The sequence below is a fragment of the Candidatus Merdisoma sp. HCP28S3_D10 genome, from assembly GCF_052065835.1.
Lineage (GTDB): Bacteria > Bacillota > Clostridia > Lachnospirales > Lachnospiraceae > Laedolimicola.
Window position 1 is genome coordinate 281303 of sequence record NZ_JBQHTG010000003.1, and the last position, 21295, is coordinate 302597.

The 21295-nt window shown below is 52.1% G+C and carries 20 protein-coding genes; 18 read left to right on the top strand and 2 right to left on the bottom strand.

Going from position 1 to position 21295, the window contains the following annotated elements; genetic code table 11:
- Positions 1-18: 18 nt before the first annotated feature.
- The 12 genes from argH to ACTNCH_RS09785 all read left to right on the top strand — a co-directional run bounded on the left by argH (position 19) and on the right by ACTNCH_RS09785 (position 10713).
- The gene (gene argH / locus ACTNCH_RS09730; protein ID WP_441019259.1) at positions 19-1404 is read left to right on the top strand and encodes an argininosuccinate lyase; all 1386 of its coding nucleotides are present in this window, start codon (positions 19-21) and stop codon (positions 1402-1404) included.
- A gap of 209 nt (positions 1405-1613) precedes the next feature.
- Entirely contained in the window at positions 1614-1727 is a 114-nt protein-coding gene (gene rpmJ / locus ACTNCH_RS09735; RefSeq protein ID WP_003497809.1) for a 50S ribosomal protein L36, read from the top strand.
- Positions 1728-1994: 267 nt separating this feature from the next.
- Positions 1995-2363, top strand: a complete 369-nt coding sequence (gene rpsM, locus ACTNCH_RS09740) for a 30S ribosomal protein S13 (RefSeq protein ID WP_158363568.1) — start codon at positions 1995-1997, stop codon at positions 2361-2363.
- A gap of 151 nt (positions 2364-2514) precedes the next feature.
- On the top strand, positions 2515-2907 hold the full coding sequence (gene rpsK / locus ACTNCH_RS09745) for a 30S ribosomal protein S11 (protein ID WP_087308020.1): 393 nt from the start codon (positions 2515-2517) through the stop codon (positions 2905-2907).
- Between the two features lie 19 nt (positions 2908-2926).
- Positions 2927-3520 carry a 30S ribosomal protein S4 gene (rpsD, locus tag ACTNCH_RS09750; protein WP_441019262.1) on the top strand — a complete coding sequence of 198 codons (594 nt, stop codon included), beginning with the start codon at positions 2927-2929 and terminating at the stop codon, positions 3518-3520.
- A gap of 64 nt (positions 3521-3584) precedes the next feature.
- Positions 3585-4544 carry a DNA-directed RNA polymerase subunit alpha gene (locus ACTNCH_RS09755; RefSeq protein ID WP_441019264.1) on the top strand — a complete coding sequence of 320 codons (960 nt, stop codon included), beginning with the start codon at positions 3585-3587 and terminating at the stop codon, positions 4542-4544.
- Positions 4545-4708: 164 nt separating this feature from the next.
- Positions 4709-5245 (top strand): bL17 family ribosomal protein, encoded by a 537-nt coding sequence (locus tag ACTNCH_RS09760; RefSeq protein WP_441019266.1) that lies wholly within the window; start codon positions 4709-4711, stop codon positions 5243-5245.
- 165 nt (positions 5246-5410) lie between these two features.
- Positions 5411-6610, top strand: a complete 1200-nt coding sequence (locus ACTNCH_RS09765) for a pyridoxal phosphate-dependent aminotransferase (RefSeq protein ID WP_441019268.1) — start codon at positions 5411-5413, stop codon at positions 6608-6610.
- 48 nt (positions 6611-6658) lie between these two features.
- Positions 6659-7339, top strand: a complete 681-nt coding sequence (gene sfsA / locus ACTNCH_RS09770; protein ID WP_441019270.1) for a DNA/RNA nuclease SfsA — start codon at positions 6659-6661, stop codon at positions 7337-7339.
- A 26-nt stretch (positions 7340-7365) separates the two neighbouring features.
- On the top strand, positions 7366-8502 hold the full coding sequence (gene mutY, locus ACTNCH_RS09775; protein ID WP_441019272.1) for an A/G-specific adenine glycosylase: 1137 nt from the start codon (positions 7366-7368) through the stop codon (positions 8500-8502).
- Positions 8503-8526: 24 nt separating this feature from the next.
- Positions 8527-9675 carry a UDP-galactopyranose mutase gene (glf, locus tag ACTNCH_RS09780; protein WP_441019274.1) on the top strand — a complete coding sequence of 383 codons (1149 nt, stop codon included), beginning with the start codon at positions 8527-8529 and terminating at the stop codon, positions 9673-9675.
- 12 nt (positions 9676-9687) lie between these two features.
- Positions 9688-10713: a glycosyltransferase family 2 protein gene (locus tag ACTNCH_RS09785; RefSeq protein ID WP_441019276.1), complete on the top strand. Its 1026-nt coding sequence runs from the start codon at positions 9688-9690 to the stop codon at positions 10711-10713.
- Positions 10714-10792: 79 nt separating this feature from the next.
- On the opposite strand, the gene ACTNCH_RS09790 is transcribed toward ACTNCH_RS09785, so the two are convergent.
- Positions 10793-11461, bottom strand: coding sequence for a phosphatase PAP2 family protein (locus ACTNCH_RS09790; RefSeq protein ID WP_441019278.1), 669 nt, complete (start codon positions 11459-11461; stop codon positions 10793-10795).
- A 131-nt stretch (positions 11462-11592) separates the two neighbouring features.
- Complete coding sequence (locus tag ACTNCH_RS09795) at positions 11593-12519, bottom strand: diacylglycerol/lipid kinase family protein (protein WP_441019280.1); 927 nt, start codon at positions 12517-12519, stop codon at positions 11593-11595.
- 176 nt (positions 12520-12695) lie between these two features.
- On the opposite strand from ACTNCH_RS09795, the gene ACTNCH_RS09800 reads away from it, so the two are divergent.
- Genes ACTNCH_RS09800 through ACTNCH_RS09825 form a run of 6 tightly spaced genes read left to right on the top strand, consistent with a single transcriptional unit; the run spans position 12696 to position 21180 of the window.
- Positions 12696-13484, top strand: coding sequence for an MBL fold metallo-hydrolase (locus tag ACTNCH_RS09800; protein WP_441019282.1), 789 nt, complete (start codon positions 12696-12698; stop codon positions 13482-13484).
- A gap of 45 nt (positions 13485-13529) precedes the next feature.
- Positions 13530-14324 (top strand): GAF domain-containing protein, encoded by a 795-nt coding sequence (locus tag ACTNCH_RS09805; RefSeq protein WP_441019284.1) that lies wholly within the window; start codon positions 13530-13532, stop codon positions 14322-14324.
- 27 nt (positions 14325-14351) lie between these two features.
- Positions 14352-16763: a hypothetical protein gene (locus ACTNCH_RS09810; RefSeq protein WP_441019286.1), complete on the top strand. Its 2412-nt coding sequence runs from the start codon at positions 14352-14354 to the stop codon at positions 16761-16763.
- Between the two features lie 12 nt (positions 16764-16775).
- Complete coding sequence (locus ACTNCH_RS09815) at positions 16776-18347, top strand: FecR domain-containing protein (RefSeq protein WP_441019287.1); 1572 nt, start codon at positions 16776-16778, stop codon at positions 18345-18347.
- Entirely contained in the window at positions 18347-20161 is a 1815-nt protein-coding gene (locus tag ACTNCH_RS09820) for a CHASE2 domain-containing protein (RefSeq protein WP_441019288.1), read from the top strand. Before ACTNCH_RS09815 ends, ACTNCH_RS09820 begins: the two co-directional genes overlap by 1 nt.
- A gap of 26 nt (positions 20162-20187) precedes the next feature.
- Positions 20188-21180: an NHL domain-containing protein gene (locus ACTNCH_RS09825; protein ID WP_441019289.1), complete on the top strand. Its 993-nt coding sequence runs from the start codon at positions 20188-20190 to the stop codon at positions 21178-21180.
- Positions 21181-21295 lie beyond the last annotated feature (115 nt).

Here is a 21295-nt window from a genome sequence, read left to right on the forward strand (position 1 = left end):
CAAAAGGAGTGATAACAGATGGCAAGTTTATGGGGCGGAAGATTTGAAAAGGATATGGACGAGCTTGTAAAAAAATATAATGCGTCGATCTTTTTTGATCAGAGAATGTACAACGAAGATATAGACGGCAGCATTGCCCATGTAACCATGCTGGCAAAGCAGGGTATCGTGTCCAATGAAGAAAAGGATCAGATCATCGCAGGTCTGGAGGACATCCGCAAGGATATCGCGGACGGAAAAATCGTATTCAACGTGGACGACGAGGATATCCATATGGGAATCGAGAGCCGGCTGATTCAGCGTATCGGAGATGTGGGTAAGAAGCTGCATACCTCCAGAAGCCGGAACGATCAGTGCCAAGTGGACGGCAGACTCTATCTGAGAAAAGAGATTTACGAGATTCTGGATAGCCTCTGCTATCTGGAAAACGTAATCCTGGAGAAGGCTGAGAAATACGCGGATCAGATTACCGTAGGCTTTACCCATCTGCAGCACGCGCAGCCCATTACCATCGGCTTTGTATTCATGGCTTATTTCCAGATGTTTAAGAGAGATATTGAACGTCTGAGCGACACCCTGGAGCGCCTGAACTATAATCCCCTGGGTGCCTGCGCTCTGGCCGGAACAACCATGCCCATCGACCGTCATCTGACCAGTGAGCTGCTGGGCTTTACGGCACCCACAGAGAATGCCATGGATTCCGTCAGCGACCGGGATTACAGCCTGGAATTTTTAAGCGACGCGTCCATCTCCATGATGCACCTGTCCCGCTGGGCAGAGGAGTTCGCCTGGTGGAATTCTTCTGAGTTTTCCTATATCGCCATTGACGACAGCTTCTGCACCGGAAGCAGCATTATGCCTCAGAAGAAAAATCCGGATATGGCAGAGCTGATCCGCGGTAAGGTAGGCCGTGTATATGGCGATCTGATGCAGCTTCTGACCGTTATGAAGGGAACCGCCCTGGCATACAATAAGGACTTCCAGGAGGACAAGGAGAGTCTCTTCGACGCCATCGACACCTGGAAGGCTACTATCGACATCTTCGCCAAGATGCTGGATAAGACCGAGTTCCGCATGGATCAGATTGAGAAACAGCTGAGCAAGGGCTTCCTGAACGCTACCGATATCGCAGAACATTTCGCAAAGCAGGGTATTCCCTTCCGTGAGGCGCACTCCATCGTAGGTCATATGGTAAAAGCCTGCGAGAATAAGGGATGCGATTTCGAGGATCTGACAGACGAGGATCTGCAGGCCATTGACAAGCGCGTGACTAAGAAGCTGCTGGGCGACATCAGCATCAAGACCTGTGTAAATGCCCGGGTATCCTTCGGTGGAACTGCTCCGTCCGAGGTACGCCGCCAGATCGAAGCGGGCCGTCAGTGGTTGAATAGTCTGGAATGTTAAAAAAAATACTTGCATTTTGAATCCCCGTGTGTTATCATACTAGACGTATGATCTCCACGGGGATTCTGCGCCTGTTTTTAGGTGCGCATTTTTGGAAGATTCGTGAGATCGGGAACAAGAAACGCCTTGTTTTTCGGCATTTTTTCACTTCAAAACCCAGTCGTGAGAGAATTAAGAAGAACGAACGATGTGAAAGGAGGATTTTTACGATGAAAGTAAGATCATCTGTAAAACCCATTTGCGAGAAGTGCAAAATCATCAAAAGAAAAGGTAGTATCAGAGTAATTTGCGAGAATCCGAAGCACAAGCAGCGCCAGGGTTAATTCCGCAGATTGTGATAATCTTGTCATAATAAGTATGAGCGGCTGACATGGGACACCTGGTGTGCATGTTATCATATAAATTTGTGAGCAGGAGATTATTCACAATGATATTGCTTAAAACGGAGAAATGCCTGTCGCAGAGTATCTGAAAGGTCGGATTATTATCCGGCTGGATGCGTTCGCCGCATCCCATTTAGGAAAGTGTCATCGGGCACCTATTAAAAAACGCCCGGAACCCAATTTTTTATTAAATGGAGGAATAATCAAATGGCTCGTATTTCTGGTGTAGACTTACCAAGAGAAAAGCGTGTAGAAATTGGTCTGACTTACGTATACGGCATCGGCCGCGTAAGCGCAACCAAGATTCTGGAAGCAGCAAAGGTAAATCCGGATACCCGTGTAAGAGACCTGACTGACGATGAAGTCAAGAGAATCAGCGAAGTAATCGACGCTGACTACATGGTAGAGGGAGATTTAAGACGTGAGATCGCTATGAACATCAAGCGTCTGCAGGAGATCGGATGCTACAGAGGTATCCGTCATCGTAAGGGACTGCCGGTTCGTGGTCAGAAGACTAAGACCAACGCAAGAACTCGCAAGGGTCCGAAGAGAACAGTAGCTAATAAGAAAAAGTAGAGCACTTAGCGAATGCGAGCTGTAAAGCGAAGCATGAGGTTAGTGCGAACTTTGTTCGGAGGAACTTAATGAATGCAAGCACAGAGTGCGCAGCATGAATTTAGTGAACCGAACTTCCTTTTAAAGAAAGAAGAAAGTAGGTTAGTTTAAAATGGCGAAAGTTACAAAGAAAGTGACAAAAAAGCGCGTAAAGAAAAACGTTGAACGCGGACAGGCACATATTCAGTCATCTTTTAACAACACAATCGTTACTCTGACAGATACTGAAGGAAACGCTCTGTCATGGGCAAGTGCCGGTGGTCTGGGATTTAGAGGTTCAAGGAAATCTACTCCGTATGCTGCACAGATGGCAGCTGAGACTGCAACCAAGGCAGCTTTAGTACATGGACTCAAGACTGTAGACGTAATGGTTAAGGGACCGGGTTCAGGCCGTGAGGCAGCAATCCGTGCACTTCAGGCATGTGGTCTGGAGGTAACCAGTATTCGTGACGTAACACCCGTTCCGCACAACGGATGCCGTCCGCCCAAGCGTAGAAGAGTCTAATTTAGGAGGTACGTAAGTTATGGCAGTCAATCGTGTTCCGGTTTTAAAAAGATGTCGTTCCCTTGGTCTGGAGCCGACAGTATTAGGAATTGATAAGAAGTCCACAAGAGAGTTAAAGAGAGCAAACAGAAAGATGTCCGAGTACGGACTTCAGCTTCGTGAGAAGCAGAAAGCAAAATTCATCTACGGCGTACTTGAGAAGCCGTTCCGCAACTACTACAAGAGAGCGGATAAGATGAAGGGCATGACCGGTGAGAACCTGATGGTTATCCTGGAGAGCAGACTGGATAACGTTGTTTTCCGTCTGGGTCTTGCAAGAACCAGAAGAGAGGCTCGTCAGATCGTAGATCACAAGCACGTTCTGGTAAACGGCAAGCAGGTAAACATTCCGTCCTACCTTGTAAAGGCTGGCGACGTAATCGAAATCAAAGAGAAGTGCAAGGGATCTCAGAGATATAAGGATATCGTAGAGGCAACTGCAGGAAGACTGACTCCGGAATGGCTTGAGTCTGATCTGGAGGCTCTGAAGGGAACCGTTAAGGAGCTTCCGTCCAGAGAAGTGATCGATGTTCCGGTTGATGAGATGCTTATCGTCGAGCTGTATTCTAAGTAATCCGGAGTATAGTATTAGATCGGCAGCATAACACCCAAACAAAATGTGAAGGAGGAGCCTTTTAGTGTTCGAGTTTAATAAACCGAAAATTGAGATTGCAGAGATTTCAAATGATAAGAAATATGGAAAATTTGTGGTTGAGCCGCTTGAGAGAGGCTATGGTACGACACTGGGCAATTCACTGAGAAGAATCATGCTTTCTTCGTTACCGGGTGCAGCAGTCAGCCAGGTGAAGATCGAAGGCGTTCTGCATGAGTTCAGTTCCATTCCGGGAGTAAAGGAAGACGTAACTGAGATCATCATGAACATCAAGAATCTGGCCATTCGGAATACAAGTGACAGCAACGAAGCAAAGATCGCCTACATCGAGTTTGATGGAGAGGGCGTAGTCACAGCAGCTGATATTCAGGCGGATCCCGATATCGAGATTCTGAACCCGGAGCTTGTCATCGCTCATCTGAACGGCGGCGCAGACAGCAAGCTGTACATGGAGCTGACGATTACGAAGGGCAGAGGCTATGTGAGTGCAGAGAAGAATAAGAATCCGGATCTTCCTATCGGAGTGATTGCGATCGATTCTATCTACACACCCGTTGAGCGAGTAAACATGACAGTGCAGGATACCCGTGTAGGTCAGGTAACTGACTATGACAAGCTGACACTTGATGTGTATACAAACGGAACTTTGGTTCCGGATGAGGCTGTCAGCCTTGCTGCAAAGGTATTGAGCGAGCATCTGAGCCTGTTTATCGACCTGTCCGAGAATGCCAAGACCGCAGAGGTTATGGTAGAGAAAGAGGACAATGAGAAGGAAAAAGTGCTTGAGATGAGCATAGACGAGCTGGAGCTTTCCGTTCGTTCCTTCAACTGCCTGAAGAGAGCAGGAATTAATACAGTAGAAGAGCTTTGCAACAGAACTCCGGAGGATATGATGAAGGTTCGTAACCTGGGTCGTAAGTCTCTCGAGGAAGTGCTTGCAAAACTGAAAGAGCTGGGTCTCCAGCTGAATCCTAGCGAAGAATAGTATTCTTCGCTAGGATGATACTTCTCGAACTAGTTTCGAGAAGGTTCCACTATTTCGAGTGAGGAATAAGATTCTTCACCCGCATAAACACTATGGAAGAAAGCCCTCCCCAGTAAGACCGAAGACGCATGGGGATGCGGCTCCACAGATGGAGGAAAATTAAAATGGCAAAGTATAGAAAACTGAGCAGAACATCCAGCCAGAGAAAGGCGCTCCTGAGAAATCAGGTAACCGCTCTTCTGGAGAACGGCAAGATTGTAACAACCGAGGCTAAGGCGAAGGAAGTTCGCAAGATTGCTGAGGGACTGATCGCACTGGCAGTAAAGGAGAAGGACAACTTCGATACCGTTACTGTAACCGCTAAGGTTCCGCGTAAGGACGCTGATGGAAAGCGTGTAAAGGAAGTTGTAGACGGAAAGAAAGTTACCGTATACGACGAAGTAGAGAAGACCATTAAGAAGGATCAGCCGTCCAGACTGCATGCTAGACGTCAGATGCTGAAGGTTCTCTACACGGTAACTGAGGTTCCGACCGCAGCAGCAGGAAAGAAGAAGAACACCAAGAAGGTAGATCTGGCAACGAAGATGTTCGACGAGATCGCACCGAAGTACGCAAACCGCAATGGTGGTTACACCAGAATCGTAAAGATCGGTCAGCGTAAGGGTGACGCAGCGATGGAAGTACTTCTGGAGCTGGTATAAGCCTGAGCAGATTGTTCGAAATGTAAATGGAGCGCCCCCGGGCCGGAGAAATCCGGCCGGGGGCGTTTTTTCTTGCACTTTTTGGCGGTGAATAGTAAAATGATAACAAGTATGCAGTTAGAATGATGACAGGAACCGAAAGGCTCCACAGAGGAGGATGAAAAAATGATATCACAGGAGTGCTATGAGCTTGGCAGCAAGAGCTCTGTTATCAGAGAGATTTTTTCTTACGGCCTGAAGAGAAAGGCCGAGGTGGGCGAGGACAAGGTCTATGATTTCAGCCTGGGCAATCCCAGTATTCCGGCTCCGGAGTCGGTAAAACAGGCGATCCTGGAGCTGCTGGAGCTGCCGCCCGAGAAGCTTCACGCTTATTCTCCGGCGCCGGGCGACCCGAAGGTGCGCACTGTCATTGCCGAGTCCCTGAACCGCCGATTTGGAGAAAACTTCCGCATGGAAAATATCTTCATGACCTGTGGAGCGGCCGCTTCTATAAATATCTGTCTGAAAGCCCTTCTGAATCCGGGTGAGGAAGCAATTACCTTCGCGCCCTTCTTTCCGGAATACCGGGTCTGGGTGGAGGGCCTGGGAGCAAAGCTTCACGTAATTCCGGCACAGCTTCCGGATTTTCAGATTGATACGGAGCTTTTTGAGCAGGCTGTTACGCCGAAGACGAAGTTGGTTATCGTAAATACGCCCAACAATCCCTCGGGAGTTGTGTATTCCGAAGAAACAATCCGGAAACTTTGCGCAATTCTGAAAAAGAAAGAGGAAGAGTATGGCGCTCCCATTTATCTGATTACCGATGAGCCTTACCGGGAGATCGTGTATGATGATATTCAGGTGCCTTACCTGACAAAATATTATAACGATACGCTGGTCTGCTATTCCTACAGTAAGTCTCTGTCCTTGCCGGGCGAGCGAATCGGTTATATCGTGATTCCGGATCGGATCGCCGACTATGAGCACGTGGCTCCGGCCATCGCAGGCGCTGCCCGGGTGCTGGGCTTTGTGTGCGCGCCCTCCCTGTTTCAGCAGGTGGTGGCGAAGTGCGTGGACGATACCGGCGATATTTCCGCTTATAAGAAGAACCGGGATATCCTGGTGGAGGGCCTGCAGCGGATCGGTTACACCTGTGTCAAACCCCAGGGAGCCTTTTACCTGTTTATGAAAGCCCTGGAGGAGGACGCTTATGCCTTCTGCGAGCGGGCGAAGCAATACGATCTGCTGCTGGTTCCCAGCGATGATTTCGGCTGTCCGGGTTATGTGCGCATTTCCTATTGCGTGGCGGAGAAGACCATCGTGGATTCCATGCCGGCCTTTGAGAAGCTAATGGAGGACTACCGGGGCGAATTTACAAAAAATTAAGAAAGATTCTCTTACATATTAAAAGAATGACAGTACAATAGGTGACGTATGAAATATGAACAGATGGAACCGGCCCGTTTTCTCTCCCGCCCCAACCGTTTTATCGCTTACGTGGAGCAGAATGGCCGACAGGAAATCTGCCATGTAAAAAATACAGGCCGCTGTAAGGAGCTGCTGGTACCGGGGGCGGAGTTGTATGTGCAGCGTTCCCACAATCCGGCCCGGAAGACGGCCTTAGATCTGATAGCCGTAAAAAAGGGAAAGCAGTGGATCAATATGGATTCCCAGGCTCCCAATCAGGTGGCGGCGGAATGGCTGAAGACGGGCGGACTTGGCACGACAGACATCTTCGTAAAGCCTGAGTGCAGGTATGAAAATTCCCGGTTTGACTTCTATCTGGAATATGAAGGACGGAAAGCCTTTATGGAGGTCAAGGGCGTGACTCTGGAGGAGGACGGCGTGGCCCGTTTTCCGGACGCGCCCACAGAGCGGGGCGTGAAGCATATCGAAGAGCTGATACAGTGCCGCAAGGCCGGTTATGACGCCTGGTTGTTTTTCGTAATCCAGATGAAGGGCGTCACGCGGCTGGAGCCCAACGACCGGACTCATCCGGCCTTTGGAGAAACGCTTCGGAGAGCAGCGGAGGCGGGTGTGAAGGTACTGGCTTATGATTGTCTGGTGAAGCCGGACGAGTTGAAGATAGACAGAGAAATTAAAGTTTGTCTTTAAGCAGAATAGAAATTTGAGGTTTATTTTTGAAAAAAGATTTGAAGGTAGATTATAATATAGAAAAAGAAGAGCAGAAAAAAATATCTGCCACGGCAGTGGGCGACAGCCAATTAGGTGGCATAGTAGAACCTCTTCTGGCCTGGTATGACGCTCATGCGCGCGTTCTTCCCTGGCGGGAGCAGCCCACCCCTTACCGGGTCTGGGTATCGGAAATCATGCTGCAGCAGACGAGAGTGGAAGCAGTAAAGCCCTATTTTGAGCGCTTTATGACGGCGCTTCCCGGTATCCGCGATCTGGCGGAGGCTCCGGAGGATCAGATTCTGAAGCTATGGGAAGGGTTAGGATATTATAACCGGGTGCGGAATATGCAAAAGGCGGCGCAGAAGCTGACGGCAGAATACGACGGTGAAATGCCGGCGGATTTTGAGGCAATTCTGGATTTGCCGGGAATCGGAAGCTATACGGCAGGAGCCATCGCGTCCATCGCCTTCGGCCTGCCCTATCCGGCCGTAGACGGCAATGTGCTCCGGGTGCTTTCCCGGATTGAGAAAAGCTATGACGATATCCTGAAGCAGTCGGTGAAACGGCGTTTTGAGCAGGAAGTAAAGGCTGTGATTCCGGCAGGACGGGCCGGAGATTTCACCCAGTCCCTGATTGAGCTGGGAGCCATCGTCTGCGTTCCAAACGGCGCGCCCCGGTGCGGGGAATGTCCGCTGGCGGCATTCTGTCAGGCCCATCAGGAGGGCGTGGAGACAGAACTTCCGAAAAAAACACCGCCCAAAAGCCGCAGAATCCAGGATAAGACGGTTCTGGTGCTGGTGTCGGACAATCAGGCGGCGCTTCGGAAACGGCCTGCAAAAGGGCTTCTGGCGGGGCTCTACGAGCTGCCGAACCTGGAGGGTCATCTGAAACCGGATCAGGTGCTGGATTATGTGAAGGAAGCAGGACTGTCGCCCATCCGGATCCAGGAGCTTCCGGCGGCAAAGCACATCTTCAGCCATATCGAATGGCATATGGAAGGCTATGTGGTGAAGGTGGAGGAGCCGGAGCAGCAGGGCAATCCGGAAAAGCTGTTCTTCGTGGAAAAGCAGCAGATGGAAGAAAAATATTCGATTCCGGCGGCCTTCGCGGCTTACACGGAATATTTTAAGCATAGATATTAGAGTTTTATGGAGGAACGATTTATCATGTACGACTGCATTATCATCGGTTCCGGAATCGCAGGCGCTGCGGCGGCCAGAGTGCTGGCGGAGGAGCAGGGCAAGAAGGTTCTGGTACTGGAAAAGAAAAACCATATCGGCGGCAACTGCTATGACGGAAAGGACGAATACGGCATTCTGGTACACTGGTACGGCCCGCATATCTTCCACACCGGCAATGAGGAGGTCTATGAGTGGCTGTCCCGTTTCACCGAATGGTACGCCTTTGGCCATGAGGTAGTAGCCCGGGTGGGAGACAAGCTGCTGCCGGTTCCCTTCAATCTGAATACCCTGAAAATGGTCTATGGTGAGGAGAAGGCCGCCGTCCTGGAGAAGAAACTGGTGGACACCTTCGGCTTTGGCGCCCGGGTACCGATCCTGAAGCTCCGGGAGCAGCAGGATGAGGAACTGCGCGCCATCGCGGATTTTGTCTATGAAAATGTATTTCTGCGCTACACCATGAAGCAGTGGGGACAGACGCCGGAAGAGATCGATCCGGCGGTAACGGGCCGGGTTCCGGTGGTCATTTCCTATGATAACCGGTATTTTGGCGACAAATACCAGGGTATGCCGCTCCATGGCTTTACGCCCATGTTTGAGAAGATCCTGGATCACCCGAATATCGAGGTACGTACCGGCACAGACGCAAAGGACGCGCTGGATATCTCTGAGGAAGAGGGAAAGGTGCGGCTTAATGGTCAGGAGTTTACCGGTACGGTCATTTACACCGGCCCGGTGGACGAGCTCTTTGACTGCCGTTTCGGACGGCTTCCCTATCGGACCCTGCGTTTTGATTTTGAACATTATGACCGGCCCGATTATCAGGGACACAGCGTAGTCAACTATACGGTCAGCGAGGATTACACCCGGATTACCGAGTTCAAGTATCTGACCGGACAGAAGGCTGACAGCACCACCATCGTAAAGGAGTATCCCTTCGCCTATACCGGCGCGGAGGGCGAGATTCCGTATTACGCAATTATGAATGAGGAAAATAACGCGCTGTATCAGAAGTACGCGGAGTTGGCGGCGAAGCTGCCGGATTTCCATCTTCTGGGCAGACTTGCGGAGTACAAGTACTATAACATTGACGCCATGGCAGCCAGAGCCATCGCACTGGCCCGCTCTCTGGCGTAAAAAGGAGGAAGCATGAAACTTTTATCTGTAGCAATTCCCTGTTATAATTCGGAAGCCTATATGCGCAACTGTATCCATTCCCTGCTGGCAGGCGGCGAGGAAGTGGAGATTATCATTGTGGACGACGGTTCTAAGGACGGTACCGCGGCCATTGCGGACGAATACGCGGAGAAATATCCGACCATCGTGAAGGCGGTCCATCAGGAAAATGGCGGTCACGGCGAGGCAGTCAACGCGGGTCTCCGCAACGCTACCGGCCTTTATTTCAAGGTAGTGGACAGCGACGACTGGGTATCCATTTCCGCCTATAAGGAGATTTTAAAGACCCTGGAGAAGCTGGCAGGCGCAAAGCCCATGGTGGATATGCTGATCAGCAACTTCGTCTATGAAAAAGAGGGCGTCAAGCGTAAGAAGGTCATGAGCTATCGTTCCGCTTTTCCGCAGGATCAGGTGTTTACCTGGGACGATGTGAAATTTCTGCACAAGGGACAATATATCCTGATGCACTCCGTCATTTACCGGACCAAACTGCTCCGGGAGTGTGGACTGGAGCTGCCGAAACACACCTTTTATGTGGATAACATCTTTGTATATCACCCGCTGCCCCATGTGAAGTACCTGTACTATCTGGACGTGAATTTCTACCGCTATTTTATCGGCCGCAGCGATCAGTCCGTCAATGAGAAGGTTATGATTGGCCGGATCGACCAGCAGCTGAAGGTCAACCGTATCATGATTGACGACTATAAGCTGTCGGATCCCAGACAGGTACAGAACCGGAAGCTGCGCCATTATATGAAGAATTATCTGGAGATTATCATGGTCGTTTCCTCGATCATTGCCATTCGTTCCGGCACCGAGGAGAACCTGGAGAAGAAGTACGAGCTCTGGAAATACCTGAAAAAGAAGGACCCCAAGACCTACTACGAGCTGAAATGGGGCGTCCTGGGACGTACCATGAACCTGCCGGGCAGAACCGGACGGAAGATATCCGAGATGGCGTATAAGATCGCGAATAAGTTCGTGGGATTTAACTAAAACGTAAGCAAACAAAGCCCGGCTGGCAAATCAGAAAATTCTGATTTGCCAGCCGGGCTTGTTTTCATAAACTTCTTTCTCAGATAACCGTCTGTCTTCTGCGCTTGGAAATCCGTTCCCGGGATAACGAGAACTCCATGCGGTACACGATCTGATCCATCAGGGTGCCCAGCACGATACCCGCCATCACGTCCAGGGCCGAGTGCTGCTTCAGGAACATGGTAGCCAGGATAATGGAAACCATGAGTACAAAGGAGCCGCCGCGAATCAGGCGGCTGCGGCCAAGGCGCGGGTTATTCACCAGAGCCCGGTGGGCTGCGATGGAATTGAATACATGGATACTCGGGAAGATATTCGTCGGGGTATCCGCCTGGTACAGAATCTGCACCGCGAAGGTGAAGATATTGTGCCGTGGAAACTCGGTGGGCCGCAGCAGGTGTCCGTTGGGGTAGAGGGTGGAGATCACCAGGAACAGCGTCATGCCGGTAAAAAGGAAGGCGCAGTACCGGTAAAACTCCTGTTTCGTTCCCTTGAAGAATAGGTACAGGAACACAGCGGCAACGTATACAAACCACAGCAGATAGGGCACGATGAAATATTCCACGAAGGGAATCTTATCGTCCAGCCATACATGGATTACATGATAAGGCAGGTTGGCCCGGCTTTCCAGCCAGAAGAACCAGGGCAGGTAGAGAAAGGCGTAGAGCAGAACCCAGGCGTGCTTATATTTCTGGAAAAATGCTTTCATACGGTCAACCTCCTTCTGCAAAATCAGATAACTTCTTTAAATCTGAATCGCAGTATAGCACAAAGCCATTTCCGGTTCAATCGAGTTCATAATATTTTAAGAAAAAAAACACAATTTTATGACAGTCCTTCTCATTTATCTCCGGCCGCCAGAAGCGTAAGCGCCTGCGGGCAGCAGGACAGCGTTACCGTCCCTTTCATCAGGCAGGGCTCGCCGTCCGTATGGAGGGGCAGGACGCCGGAGACCGTTATCTGGGCGCTCCGAGTCCGATAGATATAGATACCCGGGAAGATGGTATGAAGTCCCAGGTAGGCGGTGGGAAGCATGAGGGCAATCAGAAGCTTGCTCAGCCGGCTTACCACAAAGACGTCCAGCATTCCGTCGTGTACGTCCGCGTGGGGCGCCATGCGCAGGCCGCCGCCCTCGCAGAAGCAGTTCATGCCGGCTGCAAAATAGGTTTTGGGAAAGGTCCGGCTTTTCCCGTTGCTCAGACGGATCGTGACGGGAACGGGTTTACATAAGATAATCTGCTTCAGGGCAATGCCGGCATAGGTGAGCTTGCCCAGGTGAAGCCGGTTCAGAAGCCGCTTCATATGGGAAGAAAGGGCTTCCTGACAGACCGCCGCGTCAAAGCCGCAGCCGGAGCTTACGGCAAAATAACGCTTCTGTCCGTTCCGCTCCATAAGTCCCAGATCGATTTTATCAAAGCGTGCAGGATGCAGAACATTCTGTACGGCAGCCTCCGTATCAGAGGGGAGTCCCATACAGCGCGCGAAATCATTGCTGGAGCCGGTGGGTATGTATCCGAAGATGACCCGGGAAAAGTCCCGGATTCCGTTCAGGACCTCATTGACAGTACCGTCGCCGCCGACCGCGATCAGGGTCAGGCGTTCCCCGCGGGCGGTGATATCCCGAGCCAGCTCGGTGGCGTGCCCCTGATAGGAGGTGAAATACACCCGGTACTCGGTATTCTCCTGATCCAGTATTTTTTCGGCCTTCTGCCAGACATATTTTCCATTTCCCGAACGGGAAGCAGGGTTCACAATAAAATAATACACGCTCTTATCCTCCTGTAACTATAGGTCAAGTATAGCATTGGAGGAGGGCTTGTTCAAGAAGAGAAAATAACCAGAAAATATTAGCAAATAAAAGAGCAATTTAGTTGCAATGACAGGAAAATACATGATACAATAAAATGTAGAATTATCCGGAAAAATGTTGGGGGTGTTGGAAGTTGTCGAAAACATGGAAGCTGTACGTCTGCGGCTGCAGAGGGTCAATGCCCATGCACGGGGACGAATACAGCGAATTCGGCGGAGCCACAAGCTGTTTCATCTTAAAAAAGGGAAGCTACGCGCTGATAGTGGACTGCGGAAGCGGGCTTGTCAGGGCAAAAGAGATACTGAAGGATTGCGGGAAGATCGATATCTGGCTGACCCATCTGCATTACGATCACCTGATGGGAATATTGAGCTACAGCGTGCTGCCGAAAGAGGCAGAGGTCCATTTTTACGGAACCTTCGACCGCTGGTTTCAGGAGAATACCATAAAGGAATTTTTCAGGGAGCCCTTCTGGCCCGTGGTGCCGGAGATAGGCCCCTGTATTCAGGTAGATTCCCCGGGAGAACGGAGACTCGGAGAGGATCTGCTGGTCAGGAGCTATCCGTCTCCCCACCCAAACGGGGCAAGTATCCTGCGGGTAGAGGCGGGAGATAAGGTGCTCTGTATCATGTTCGATTATGAACATACGGGAATGCCGCCGGAGGGCTTTCTGGAGGGCTGCTCCCTGCTGGCCTTCGACGGTATGTATACAGAGGAAGAGTACGAAGCCCACAGAGGCTGGGGACATTCCTGCTATCTGGACGGCTGCGCGTACGCAGAGAAGTATCAGATTCCGCGGCTGTATATCACCCATCATGAGCCGGGAAAGACAGACGCGGAACTGCGGGTTCTGGAACAGAAGGCGCGGAAGATATACCCGGGAGCCCGGTTTGCCCGCATGGGCGATGTGATAGAGCTTTAAGGACAGAGGATCAACAAAAGGACAAAGACAGAGAGGCGATGAAAAATGAGTATTGAGATGGAAACCATGTGGGACGCCATGAAGCAGGCTCACTATAAGAGAACACTGGTGAAGCTGGAAAATGGAATCAAGAACGCGGTAAATCCCAAGGAAGCCATGGAGGCAGCCCTGAACGAGGTGGTGGAGGCGATCCACGCGGAAGCAGGCACCTTCTGGTTCTTTGACCGCTTTGGGGAATTCCTGATCATTCCCACAGCCGTATATGGCGGAAGCAGTATGGAGGGAATCACCCTGACCCCCTATGAGGGCGTGGCCGGAAAGGTAATCGAATCCGGGGAGTCTACCATCATTCCGGACTGTCAGCAGGATTCCCGGTGGGCCGGAAAGGTAGATAAGAAGACGGGCTTTCAGACCAAGAGTATGATTTGCGTACCGCTGAAGCTGGACAGAAGCGTCTGCTTCGGAAGTATCCAGATTATCAACAAAAAGGACGGCCTGCCCTTTGACAACCTGGATCTGCAATTCACTGAGAAGCTGGCCGAGGCGGCGGGAAGTATGCTGGCCGAGCAGGAAATGCTCCGGGCTTATCGTGTATACACAGGAAGGGCCATGGAGGATACGATCACCTTTGAAAGTATCATGTGCGCGCCGACCCTGCGGGAAATGCAGCGGATCACAGACAAGACCAACTGCTGGCAGTTTCTGAACCGGCAGGAGAAGGAAGAGGCAGAGAAAATGCTGAAGCAGCTTCACGGACTGTTCGAGGAAGCGCTGAGCAGAAAAGAGGAGCTGGGAGAAGAGCAGCCGAAGAAGAAAGGTCTGTTCGGCAGGAAGAAGTAGCTGTCCGCGGGAGAAGGAGGATTATCTATGAACAGAAAGTGGGTAGCGCTGCTGACGGCAGCTGTAATGCTCGGTACAGTGCCGGGCATGCAGGTGTGGGCAGAACCGGAAGAGAAGGTAGAGATAAATAAGAAAGACGCGGATACGACTATACCGGCAGAGGCAGAGGAAAAGAAGGCCGAGGACGCGGCTGCACCAGCAGAGACAAAGAAAGACGCGGATACGACTGTACCGGCAGAGACAGAAGCAGAGATAAATGGCAGTGTCTCATCGGCAGAGCAGCTTTTGCAGGTGGCGGAAGCGATCAATAACGGAAAATATGATGGAAATATTACACTGGAAAAAGATATAGATTTACGTACTACAGACTGGCCTGGAATTGGAAATGATAAGAATCAATTTAAAACCACCTTCGACGGACAGGGGCATACCGTTACCCTTCCGGGAGGAGCGGCTTCCCTGATCAATTACGCAATCGGCGCCACGGTGAAAAACGTGGTCGTAGATAGCGTGGCTCCGATCCAGGCAACCGGATACTGCGGAGCAGACTGCGTGGGCGGAGTTGTCGCTCATATGGAAGGCGGCTCGATCAAAGGCTGCGGAAATCTGGCCACCATAAAAGGTGATGGAGAGAATGAAAGCCAGCGGCAGCAGTCGCATGTGGCTTACGTAGGCGGTATCGCAGGCTATGTTCTGGCAGATAAGCAAGATAATAGTAAGAAAAGCAGCATTTCGCAGTGCGCGAATATGGGAGCGGTAAGCGGAATCCGCTGCGGTGGAATCGCAGGCGAACTGGCTGATGGAAGCACCATCTCGGATTGCAGCAACAGCGGAGCCGTAACTGGTAACGAAATGGCGGCAGGAATTGTGGCGGAGGTTACCGAGGGAAAGGTGCAAGCCACACTGAATACCGGAACGGTAGATTGCGACATCGCAAACCAGAAACAACCGGTGATCGGACATCTTGAAACATCAAATACGTTTTTGAATAGCTACTATGACGATAAGGATTGGCCAGGATACTTTAACGGATTACGAAGGACAACGAAAGACCTGGCCGACGGGGAAGTAACAGGGCTGACTTTTGACAAGGGCTGGATTCTGAACAAAAGCTTTTATCCCTATCAGTCTGTGGGCGGCGATCGCGCAAAGGCCCAGGCGGCGGCAGCCTATGTGACAGAGAAAGAGGGAACAGCCTATCTGAATCTGAGTACAGAGGGAAGCTGGACGCATAACGGAGCGCCGCTGAACTTTGGAAACATCTGTACGCTTAAGGACGGGGATACCTTGACCTACAGCTACAAGGGCTATGATAAGAGCATAAGCTGGTCCGGCGGTGAAAAGAATGCTCGCGTCATGTTCGGCGCTCCGGCGCCGGCGGAAGACAGCCTGACCTTTACAGTAAAGGTTGACAATACATTTGTAGACCCGGGAAGGGACGGCGTATATGAGATTCCCTACGGAAGCCGGGTGGAGATTGGGCTGGCGTCTGAAGGCGTAGCAGTGTCTACGGATACTGCAGTCTGGGAAAAGATGGGACTTAACCTGTCCGGAAACGGCGTTACCTTAAGCGGAACGAACATCCAAAAGCCCGCGGAGAAGCCGGTGAGCGCTGACGTCTATGGAAGCGATCCAACAGAAGGAACCTGGAAAAAAGGCACCCTGAAGCTTCAGAGCGTGAAAGCCCTGCCCAAGGTGAATGGATTGGACTTCCCGGGAAGTGAGCTGAAAGACGGCGTAGCGACTCTCACCTACAGCGGATCCGCCATTCAGGTCGGGATCGTTCTGAAAAAAGACCAGGAAAATCTGGACGTGAGGAACATGAGCGTCAGATGGTATGTGGGCAAAGTGAACCTGGATAATCCGGAGCAAAATAAGCCAACCGGAACAGCTCAGGGCGCAAAGACAGAAGGCGGCGCGCCGGTTTATGCAGGAGACTATTATGCAGATGTGGTTTACGATGGAAATGACTACTATCTGCCGCTTGGCATGACGAAGGGCAGCGGCTGCCCGGTGAAAATACAGCAGAAGTCTCTGACAGAAGCGATGTTCGGAACAACAGACTGGAATACCCCGGAGCTTCTGAATCAGGAAGAAGCGAAGAAACCGGTCACCGGAACAGATGGCGGAAGAAAACTGGTAGAGGGTAGGGACTATAAGCTGGACTATTATAATGCCGATACCCCGGGAACATGCTGGGTTACCATTACCGGTCAGGGCAATTATCGCGGTCAAGTGGAAAAATCCTATCGGATTGCCATGGGAAGCTATCCGGTTCAGCTTAGCCCGAAAGAATCCTATGTCCTGGGCGGAGGAAGGCCGAATGTATACTGGATCCTGAAGTCACAGCCCACAGTAAAGTACCGGGACGGAATTACGTTCTGGGTTTCTGATGCGGGAAAGTATGAGTTTACAGAGGTCACAGAGACAGAGCAGTAAAGGAGAGCGGATATGATAAGAATACACAGAAGTCGGAAAGCTCTGCTGGCGCTGGCCCTGAGCCTTATGATGGGCTGCCTGATTCCGACAGAGAGTATGGCGGCTAAGCCGGAAAAGACAGAGAAGACGACGGAAAAAGCCACGCAGGAGGACGGCACCAGACTGGAGGCCGGAGAGAAGGCCGGAAATGAGACAAAGGGCAAGTCCCTGGTTCTGGAACGGACCGAAGGCACCGTGGAGATAGAAAACGCCAAGGGAAAGGTCATCGATCTAAGGGAAGGCGCGAAATTATATAACGGATATGAGATTACCACAGAAGAGGGCTACGCCTGGCTGAGCCTGGACGACACCAAGTTAATCAAGCTGGACTGGTACTCTCAGGCCACCATCAAAAAAGACAAAAAGAAGCTGGAGGTCATGCTGGAGAACGGAAGCCTGTTCTTCAACGTAAGCAAGCCTCTGGAGCAGGACGAGAACCTGGATATCCGCTCCTCCACCATGTCCACCGGAATCCGCGGAACCCTGGGAAAGGTAACCGTGAAGGAGAAAACGGATCTGCAGGATACGGAGTCCACCACCAGCGTAGAGCTTTATGAGGGAAAAGTGAAGATCGCCTATCACGAAGAAGACGGAGAGGTGGTAACCAGAGAGGTGGATGCAGGATACCGGGCTGAGGTTGACACGACCCGTACCGATCTGGAGGAGGCGGCTTCCGCCCCCGTATCCAGTGGAAGACTGGATGGAATCGAACTAAAGGACGCTCTGGAGGACTGCGGCTTTGTGGCCATCGAGATCAAAGAGGATAAGGATCTGCAGAACCGGCTGCTGGAAGCAGATAACGGACTGGGAGAGGAAGAGATTCAGGATATTATCGATCATGCGGAGGAAAGCCTGAAAAAGGATCAGGAGGAGCAGAGAAAGACGGCCCAGCTTCTGGAGAAGGAGCTGGAGAAGGTAAAGGCCGGACTGAATCCGGGGGAAGATCCGGTGATTCATCAGGTATTTGAGAAGACCGATGAAAACAGCAAGGTCTTAAATCCCATGGAGAAGCTGGAGGAGCTGGAAAACCAGGAGACACCGTCACTGCTTCCGGAGAAAGCAGAGGAAGACCGGACAACGGTTCCCATCGTAAAGCCTGGGCTGATACAGCCGGAGACGCCGAAGCAGGAAGAGACGGCAAAATCGGAGAGCTCTTCCGGATCAGGCGGAGGACAGTCCGGTTCCGACAACCAGACAGAGACGCCGAAGCCGTCGGAAACCCAGAAGCCATCGGAAACCCAGAAGCCATCGGAGACTCAGAAGCCGTCGACGCCGACGCCGGAGCCAACGCCGGAACCGGAACCGACGCCGCTTCCCAAGCCGGAGACTTATACGGTGACCTTCTACATGGACGCGAAGACGGTATTTGCTGAGGAGCAGGTCACAACCACCCTCAACGGAATCCTTCCGGTGTATCCGAATGCCCAGGAGCCGTTGCTGAAGCCTGGCCCAAAGGGATACTGGTCCCGGGAAGCTAAGGGAGCCCCCTTTGATTTTGAAACGGAGACCATCAAGAGCGATACAACGCTGTACTGGGTTGATTGATGAAGAATGAAAAGAAGATAAGAAAGTATGGAATCAGAGTCCTCGACAGTCTGGCCGTGGCGGTACTGGCCGTCCTGCTGGCTGTAAGCGGGCTTCTGGACGCGCCGAGCGGCTGGCTGGAGGACGCGCTGTATCAGAGGGGCGACGACCCGGACGGTCGGATCGCCATTGTAGGAATCGACGCCTACGCCCTGAAGAAATACGGATCCTGGCCCTGGGATCGTTCCGTGATAGCGGAGGTAATCGAAACCCTGAACCAGGACGAAGAAAACCGTCCGGCAGCCATCGGACTTGACGTGATCTATGCGGGAACGACCAATTCCGAATCCGATGAGCGGATTGCGCAGGCCGCTTCGGCGGGCAATGTAGCCGTGGCCGGAATGGTAGAATTTGGCCAGGGTCTGGCAAGGGATAAAGAGAGAAACCTGTATCTGACCAACATGGCTGTCAGAAATCCCTCTCTGCCCTTCCAGGATCTGAGAGAAGAGGCGCGGGTAGGCCATATCAACGCCATGTATGACAGCGACGGCGTGCTGCGGCACCATATCTGGAGCCTGAAGCTTCCAAACGGTGACACACTGCTGTCCCTTCCCTACGCGCTGTATTCCCTATACTGCGAGGCCAATGGAATGGAAGCGGATTTTCGGCCTGCGACGGATCGGAACAACTTCTGGTGGGTGGATTTCAGCGGCTCGCCGGGAGACTATTATTACTGCTCTGTGGCGGATATTCTGGAAGGAAGCTATGACCCGGATATCCTGGCAGACAGTATCGTGCTGATTGGACCATACGACGCGGCCATGGCCGATAGCTTTGTGACCGCGGCGGATCACGCGGAGCAGATGTACGGCGTGGAATATCTGGCTAATGTGACGGCGGATATGCTGAACGGGGTCCAGAAACAGGAGGTCGGACGCTGGGTACAGCTGACCTTCCTCTTTGTCCTGACCCTTTTCATAACCTTCCTGCTGCTGGGAATGAACCCGGGCTGGAGCGCCCTCTTCGGGGCGGCGAGTATCGTCTGCGGAATCGCTGCGGCGGTAAGGCTTTATGAAAGGGGAACCGTGATTCATGTGCTGTGGTTCGCAGGCGGGGCGGTTCTGGCTCTGGCTTTGAGCTTCGCGGTTCGGTATGTGGGGGTTATTCTGGAAAAGCGCCGGGTCACCAGGACCTTTGGACGCTACGTAGACCCCGCTATCATCAAGGAGCTTCTGGAGGGAGATAAGGAGAGCCTGGAGCTGACCGGAAAGCTGCGGAATATCGCGGTGCTGTTCGTGGATATCCGGGGCTTTACCACCCTGTCCGAGCAGCTTACGCCGGAGCAGATTGTGAAGATCCTGAATGAATATCTGACGCTGACCAGCCGCTGTATCCGAAACCAGAGGGGAACCCTGGATAAATTTGTGGGCGACTGCACCATGGCCTTCTGGGGAGCGCCCATAGCCTGCGAGGATCCGGTGGGAAATGCCTGCCGGGCGGCGCTGGAGATGGAAGCGGGCGCGAAAGAACTTGGTATGCGGATAGAGGAAAAATTTGGCAAAGCCATAAGCTTCGGAGTCGGCGTACACTACGGCCCTGCAGTCGTGGGAAATATCGGATCCCCGGAGCGTATGGATTACACAGCCATCGGAGATACGGTCAATACAGCTTCCCGGCTGGAGTCCAACGCGCCGGCGGGAACGGTCTACATCAGCCGTCTGGTGGCGGATATGCTGGGAGAACGGGCTGTGACCGAGACTCTGGATCATAAGCTGAAGCTGAAAGGAAAAGCAGAGGGCTTCGAGGTACTGATCTTAAAAGGAATGAAAGAATAAGCATGAGATAGAAAGGCGGTTCAGACATGGAAGAAGAACAAAAGAAGAGCGGCAGAGGAAAAATCATCGCCACGGCAGTGGCTATTCTTCTTCTGATAGCGGCAGCGCTGGCAGCTCTGTGGCTGCTGCGCGATAAGAAAAAGGATATTACCTTTGTGGCCCCGGCGGGACTTCTGGAAGCCCGGAACGGGGCGGTCTATGTGGCGGATCAGGGTCAGAATAACATTATCCGGATCGACGGAGACAAGAGAACCCTGGTTGCCGGATACACCCTTCCGGCGGATACCCATGGAAAAGCAGCGGGCGGACACCGGGACGGTGCCTGGGACGAAGCGCTGTTTAACCGGCCCTTTGCCCTGGTGGAGTGGAAGGACGGAATCGCGGTCAGCGATACCGGTAACCATTGTATCCGCTTTATCGAGGACGAGACCACGGTAAAGACGCTGGCAGGAACCGGAACGCCGGGCTGCCAGAACGGCTACGCGGGAGAGGCCACCTTCAACGAACCCATGGGTCTGGCTGTGGGCAGCGACGGCTGTCTCTACGTGGCGGACAGCGGCAATGGAGTCGTGCGCCGGATTTTGGAAAACGGCCAGGTGGATACGCCCATCACCGGGCTGGATACTCCGATTGGACTTTGCAGCGAGAAGGACGCCCTCTATATCACCGATGTGGGAACCAACCAGATTCTTTGCTGGAAGGACGGAGAGCTGAAGGTCGTGGCAGGACGGGCCTATTGTGACGAAGAGCTTAGTCTGACCGATGGAGCGGCGGAGGACGCCGTATTTTCCAGACCGGAGGGAATCGCGGCGGACGACGGGGTGCTTTACGTATCCGACGCGGGCTTTTCCGCGGTGCGCCGGATCAAAGACGGAAACGTAGATACGATCTCTATATATGAAGGAACCGGCTCCGCGCTCTGGCCCGGACAGCCGGCGGGAATCCTTGCCAAAGAGGGGAAAATCCAGGTGGCAGACCCCTTCTCCGGCGTCATTTTTAGTGTAGATTCCACAAAATAAGAAGGATATGTCGAAAAACAAGTGAAATGTGCCCAAATTAGAAAATGTTGGTGAAAAATGGTTTCTAAAGTGGTATAATAAACGCGGTAAAATTTGGAATTATGGAGGCGTGAGC

What these genes read in the sequence shown, in the direction of transcription:
- rpsD (WP_441019262.1), top strand. Translation starts at nt 2,927, where the DNA reads ATGGCAGTCAATCGTGTTCCGGTTTTAAAAAGATGTCGTTCCCTTGGT.
- ACTNCH_RS09810 (WP_441019286.1), top strand. Translation starts at nt 14,352, where the DNA reads ATGAACAGAAAGTGGGTAGCGCTGCTGACGGCAGCTGTAATGCTCGGT.
- ACTNCH_RS09815 (WP_441019287.1), top strand. Translation starts at nt 16,776, where the DNA reads ATGATAAGAATACACAGAAGTCGGAAAGCTCTGCTGGCGCTGGCCCTG.
- glf (WP_441019274.1), top strand. Translation starts at nt 8,527, where the DNA reads ATGTACGACTGCATTATCATCGGTTCCGGAATCGCAGGCGCTGCGGCG.
- argH (WP_441019259.1), top strand. Translation starts at nt 19, where the DNA reads ATGGCAAGTTTATGGGGCGGAAGATTTGAAAAGGATATGGACGAGCTT.
- rpmJ (WP_003497809.1), top strand. Translation starts at nt 1,614, where the DNA reads ATGAAAGTAAGATCATCTGTAAAACCCATTTGCGAGAAGTGCAAAATC.
- ACTNCH_RS09760 (WP_441019266.1), top strand. Translation starts at nt 4,709, where the DNA reads ATGGCAAAGTATAGAAAACTGAGCAGAACATCCAGCCAGAGAAAGGCG.
- ACTNCH_RS09825 (WP_441019289.1), top strand. Translation starts at nt 20,188, where the DNA reads ATGGAAGAAGAACAAAAGAAGAGCGGCAGAGGAAAAATCATCGCCACG.
- ACTNCH_RS09785 (WP_441019276.1), top strand. Translation starts at nt 9,688, where the DNA reads ATGAAACTTTTATCTGTAGCAATTCCCTGTTATAATTCGGAAGCCTAT.
- rpsK (WP_087308020.1), top strand. Translation starts at nt 2,515, where the DNA reads ATGGCGAAAGTTACAAAGAAAGTGACAAAAAAGCGCGTAAAGAAAAAC.
- ACTNCH_RS09805 (WP_441019284.1), top strand. Translation starts at nt 13,530, where the DNA reads ATGAGTATTGAGATGGAAACCATGTGGGACGCCATGAAGCAGGCTCAC.
- ACTNCH_RS09790 (WP_441019278.1), bottom strand. Translation starts at nt 11,461, where the DNA reads ATGAAAGCATTTTTCCAGAAATATAAGCACGCCTGGGTTCTGCTCTAC.
- sfsA (WP_441019270.1), top strand. Translation starts at nt 6,659, where the DNA reads ATGAAATATGAACAGATGGAACCGGCCCGTTTTCTCTCCCGCCCCAAC.
- ACTNCH_RS09765 (WP_441019268.1), top strand. Translation starts at nt 5,411, where the DNA reads ATGATATCACAGGAGTGCTATGAGCTTGGCAGCAAGAGCTCTGTTATC.
- ACTNCH_RS09820 (WP_441019288.1), top strand. Translation starts at nt 18,347, where the DNA reads ATGAAGAATGAAAAGAAGATAAGAAAGTATGGAATCAGAGTCCTCGAC.
- rpsM (WP_158363568.1), top strand. Translation starts at nt 1,995, where the DNA reads ATGGCTCGTATTTCTGGTGTAGACTTACCAAGAGAAAAGCGTGTAGAA.